Source organism: Pseudorhodobacter sp. (assembly GCF_030452865.1).
Classification (GTDB): Bacteria; Pseudomonadota; Alphaproteobacteria; order Rhodobacterales; family Rhodobacteraceae; genus Pseudorhodobacter.
Genome location: NZ_JAKDLJ010000280.1, coordinates 1 through 4,964 on the forward strand (window position 1 = coordinate 1; position 4,964 = coordinate 4,964).

A 4,964-nucleotide genomic window follows, 5' to 3' on the forward strand; every position below is an offset into this window, starting at 1 on the left:
CAGATCCTCAAGATAGCAATCCGGCCCATCGGACCAGGTGGACAGATGTGTGTGATGCAGTGCAAATCCGACCGCCGCGCCCTCAACCAGTACCAGACGCCCGCGCAAAACCGCCGCTGGATCCACAAGGCGCGCCCAAGTCTGGTCCGTGACCACCGGTGCCAGAACCACTCCATAAAAATCCAGATACTGCGCCCAAAGTCCGCGCCACGCGCTTTCATCGACAATTGACACCTCCCTGATTTCGCTGCTCATTCCATCATCTGTTCAAAAATATCCCACGGGGGTCCGGGGGACGTGAAGTCCCCCGGCGCTCGTCCCAAATCGCGCCGCCTCACGCCATCAACCGATCCAACACCCGCGCCCAAGATCGGATGCCTTTGTGAAAACTCTCCATGTCGTATTTCTCGTTCGGGGAATGGATCTGGTCATTGTCCTTGCCAAACCCGATCAGCATTGCGTCCATATCGAGATAGGTCTTGAAATAGCCCGCAATCGGGATTGATCCACCGCATCCGACATAGGCCGCCGCAATTCCCCATTCTTCGGTCAACGCGGCGCGGGCGGGTTCAAACGCGAAATTGTCAACGCTCATCTGGCCGGCGGGGCTGTTGCCATGGCCCTTGAATTCAACGCTGCAATCGGCGGGCAGTTGGCTCGTGACATAAGTGCGAAACGCCTCCCGAATGGCGAACGGGTCTTGCTGGCCGACCAGACGGAAGCTGATCTTGGCATGGGCCTCGGCCGGGAGCACGGTCTTGAACCCTTCGCCGGTATACCCGCCCCAGATGCCGTTTACCTCACAAGTCGGGCGCGACCAGAGCATTTCGAGCGGGGTACGGTCCGCCTCGCCCGCTGGAACCGACAGGCCGACATCGCCGAGAAACCGCGCGTGATCAAAGGCAAGCCCTTGCCATTGCGCGCGCATTTCATCTGACAGTTCCGGCACCCCGTCATAGAACCCCGGCACCGTGATGCGCCCTGTCGCATCGTGCAGCCCGGCGATGATCCGGCTCAGCACCCTGATCGGGTTGATCGCCGCCCCGCCATACATGCCGGAATGAAGATCTTTGTTCGGGCCATGGACGGTCACCTCCTCACCCAGCAACCCGCGCAGCATGGTGACAATCGCGGGATTTTTGGACTCGAACAACCCGGTGTCACAGATCAGCGCCACATCGGCGCGCAACTCTGCCGCGTTTTCCTGCATGAACGGGATTAGCGAGGGTGAGCCGGATTCCTCCTCCCCCTCCAGAAACACCGTGATGCGGCCGGGCAGGGTGCCATGCACGGCTTTCCAGGCGCGGCACGCCTCCAGAAACGTCATCAACTGGCCCTTGTCGTCTGACGATCCACGCCCCCGGATCACCTTGCCTGCCGGCCCATCCTCGACCTGTGGATCGAACGGGTCGCGGTCCCACAGGTTCAGCGGGTCCACCGGTTGTACATCGTAATGACCATAGAACAGAACATGCGGACCGTCGCCCGCGCAATGGGCGACGACCATCGGATGCCCCGGCGTCGGGCGCTTCGACGCTGCAAACCCAAGGCTCTGCAACTCCGCCACCAGCCAGTCCGCTGCACGGTCACAATCTGCCTTGAATGCAGGATCGGTTGAAATCGACGGGATGCGCAATAAATCCAGCAGACGGTCGGTGGCTGCGGGCAGATCTGCATCAATCTTGTCCAGCACGGCATTGATCGACATCGGGTGTCTCCGGTTTTTGGGGCTTTGGCGCAGAGTATCAGGCATTGCGCCCCTGTCCAGAGCTTCCGAATGCGGCTAAAATGCACAAAAGGCCAAGGGTTTCTGGCAAAACGAAAAGGGTGATATGCAGATGGTATTCGCGATGGAACGTGGCGCACTGGCGCTGGGGTTTGCCGGGGTAATATGGGCAGCGGCTTCGGCGGCGTTTGCCGATCCGGTGAGCGGCAAGGAGGCCGCAAAGATGCTGTTTTCGCCGAAAGGGTCCGAACTTCTGATGTACAAGGTTGAAGGGCTGTCCGAAGACAGCGCCAGATTGTTGCAGCAGGTTGCCAAGGATTACGCCTATTACGCCGCTGTCGCCATCGCGCCGGAGGAGGAGTTGCTGAAATCCGAAGCGACCATCCTTGTTGCCAATCACAACTCGGTGGAGGCGGCGTCGGCGGCGGCTCTTGCCGGTTGCAACAAAGCGCGTACCAAAGGCACCGAATGTGTGGTTGCTGCGGTTGTTCGCCCGGCAAAATGGAAGGCGCAACCGCTGCAATTGTCGGTTGAAGGAACGGTTGCCTTCAAGGCCGACTATGGCAAATCAGGCGAGCGTGCGATGGCGGCTTCGGCCTCGACCGGCTTTTTTGCCCTCGCCTCCGGTCCGGGGGCTGCTGCGGCGGCGATCGCGGCCTGCAACGCCAAGGGTGCGACGGATTGCGAAACCGTTATCGCGGATGCGTCTTGACGCCGACGCCTTGCGGTGGCTTAACCGGAACGAAGGGGGGCGGCAAAATGCCCTCTTTCAGATATAGCGTTTGATGAATATCAAAGTGGCCGACCCGATTCCCCGACCTGATCGGCCATGACCTGCCCTTGACGCCGATATCCGGGCGGGATGACTGGAGATGCCAATGAACTTTGATGCCGCGCTCGACACCGCTTTGAACCGGTTGCACGAGGAGGGTCGTTATCGCACCTTCATTGATATTGAGCGGCGTCAGGGCGCTTATCCCGCAGCAGTCTGGCGCAAGCCCGACGGGACAGAGCAGGAGATCACGGTCTGGTGCGGCAATGACTATCTCGGGATGGGGCAACACCCCGTCGTTCTCGCCGCGATGCACGAGGCGATCGAGGCAACCGGCGCAGGGTCCGGCGGGACGCGCAACATTTCCGGCACCACAGTTTATCACAACCGGTTGGAGGCGGAACTGGCCGATCTGCATGGCAAGGAAGCGGCGCTGGTCTTCACCTCTGCCTATAACGCCAATGATGCGACGCTTTCGACCCTGCCGAAACTGTTCCCCGGCCTGATCATCTATTCCGATGCGCTGAACCACGCCTCGATGATCGAAGGCGTGCGCCGCAACGGCGGGGCCAAGCGGATTTTCCGTCACAATGACCTCGCGCATCTGCGCGAACTCCTGACGGCCGACGATCCCACTGCGCCAAAACTGATTGCGTTCGAATCAATCTATTCGATGGATGGCGATTTCGGTCCGGTTGCAGCGATCTGCGATCTGGCCGAGGAATTCGGCGCTCTGACCTATATTGACGAGGTGCACGCCGTGGGCATGTACGGCCCGCGCGGGGCAGGGGTAGCGGAACGCGACGGGGTGATGCACCGGATTGACATCATCAACGCCACACTGGCCAAGGCGTTTGGCGTGGCGGGCGGCTATATCGCGGCATCGACCAAGATGTGTGACGCCGTGCGCTCCTACGCACCGGGGTTCATTTTCACCTCCTCGATGCCACCTGCGGTGGCGGCAGGGGCAGCGGCTTCGGTGCGCTATCTGAAAACCGCGCAGCATCTGCGCGACAAGCAGCAGCTTCACGCCCGCATGTTGAAAACCCGGCTGAAAGCCATTGGCCTGCCGATCATCGACCACGGCAGCCATATCGTTCCAGTCCATGTCGGCCACCCGGTTCATTGCAAAGCCTTGTCCGACATGCTGCTGGAAAAATTCGGCATCTATGTGCAGCCGATCAACTTCCCCACCGTGCCACGCGGCACGGAACGGCTGCGCTTTACGCCATCGCCTGTTCACGAACCGTCACAAATTGACGCAGTTGTGAAGGCAATGGACGCACTCTGGCGGCATTGTGCGCTGAATCGCGCCGAATTGTCTGCGTGACGCAAGGGGCGTATGCAAATCGGGTTGTCATGTGCTAGATTACCCGCAATACGAGGGCGTTGAGTCGATGCAAAAACGACTCACGCGATAATTTGGGGCAGCAACGGGGCTTAATGTAATGATCGGCCGGAGGACAGCACCTTCGACGTCTGAAGGCGATAAACCCAAGGGGTTTGACGACTTCGAGTTGCGTCTGGGCGACCTGATGCGCGGTGAACGCGCAACCTTGGGCAAGTCCCTGCTTGATGTTCAGCGGGAGTTGAAGATCAAGGCGACCTATGTTGCCGCCATTGAAAATTGTGATGTCTCCGCGTTCGAAACCCAGGGTTTCGTTGCAGGTTATGTGCGTTCTTACGCCCGTTATCTGGGGATGGACCCAGATTGGGCGTATACGAAATTCTGCCGGGAGGCGAATTTCACCTTGGCGCATGGCATGTCCGCCGCCGCTTCCCCCGCGCAAATCTCCAAAGCCCGCAGCCGCACGCAGGATTTCGGCGATCCGCTCGCCAATCCAAATGCGACGTTCGTGCCGCGCAGTGAATCGGTTTTCAACCGAATCGAGCCGGGTGCGATTGGCTCTGTTCTGGTCCTTCTTGGGCTGATCGGCGGCATCGGCTACGGCGGCTGGTCGGTGTTGCAAGAGGTACAGCGCGTGCAGCTCGCCCCGGTCGATCAGGCGCCGCAGGTCGTGGCCGAAATTGACCCGCTGGGCAATGTGCAGGGCGTGGCACCTTTGGTCCGCTCTGCCCCCGAAGTTGTAACACCCGAGGCTACGGATTCGACGGCACTCGCTGCCAACACCGCGTCGCCGCAAGGTTCTGACCGGCTTTATCGTCCGCAGGCGCTGGACGTGCCGGTGATGACCTCCCGTGATGGCCCGATTGCTGCGATCAACCTGCAACGCGGTGAGGCGACGACAGAAATCGCGCAAGCCGATGCCGCCACAGCAGCCGAAGCAGAGGTGCAGGTCGTTGCCGCCGACGCGCCAAAGGTGGAACTGCTGGCGGTGCGCCCGTCCTGGGTGCGGGTGCAGGCAGCGGATGGCACTGTGCTGTTTGAAAAAGTGCTGGATGCGGGCGAACGCTATGCCGTGCCCGCGATGGAAGCGCCGCCGCTGCTGCGCGCTGGCAATTCCG

Annotated in this window: 4 protein-coding genes and 1 pseudogene; 3 read left to right on the top strand and 2 right to left on the bottom strand. The window is 60.6% G+C overall.

Translation table 11 applies throughout. The features are described from left to right. Both L0H65_RS14495 and L0H65_RS14500 read right to left on the bottom strand, forming a co-directional pair. Positions 1-255, bottom strand: a pseudogene (locus tag L0H65_RS14495) (GNAT family N-acetyltransferase); the annotation flags it as partial. A gap of 79 nt (positions 256-334) precedes the next feature. Then, on the bottom strand, positions 335-1,708 hold the full coding sequence (locus tag L0H65_RS14500; protein WP_301459760.1) for a M20/M25/M40 family metallo-hydrolase: 1,374 nt from the start codon (positions 1,706-1,708) through the stop codon (positions 335-337). 124 nt (positions 1,709-1,832) lie between these two features. On the opposite strand from L0H65_RS14500, the gene L0H65_RS14505 reads away from it, so the two are divergent. The 3 genes from L0H65_RS14505 to L0H65_RS14515 all read left to right on the top strand — a co-directional run. Beyond that, entirely contained in the window at positions 1,833-2,438 is a 606-nt protein-coding gene (locus L0H65_RS14505; RefSeq protein WP_301459761.1) for a 5-aminolevulic acid synthase, read from the top strand. A 166-nt stretch (positions 2,439-2,604) separates the two neighbouring features. Next, positions 2,605-3,828 (top strand): 5-aminolevulinate synthase, encoded by a 1,224-nt coding sequence (hemA, locus tag L0H65_RS14510; RefSeq protein ID WP_301459762.1) that lies wholly within the window; start codon positions 2,605-2,607, stop codon positions 3,826-3,828. A 118-nt stretch (positions 3,829-3,946) separates the two neighbouring features. Then, positions 3,947-4,964, top strand: a 1,018-nt coding sequence (locus L0H65_RS14515) for a helix-turn-helix domain-containing protein (protein WP_301459763.1), incomplete at its 3' end; no start/stop codon positions are given.

What these genes read in the sequence shown, in the direction of transcription:
- L0H65_RS14500 (WP_301459760.1), bottom strand. Translation starts at nt 1,708, where the DNA reads ATGTCGATCAATGCCGTGCTGGACAAGATTGATGCAGATCTGCCCGCA.
- L0H65_RS14505 (WP_301459761.1), top strand. Translation starts at nt 1,833, where the DNA reads ATGCAGATGGTATTCGCGATGGAACGTGGCGCACTGGCGCTGGGGTTT.
- hemA (WP_301459762.1), top strand. Translation starts at nt 2,605, where the DNA reads ATGAACTTTGATGCCGCGCTCGACACCGCTTTGAACCGGTTGCACGAG.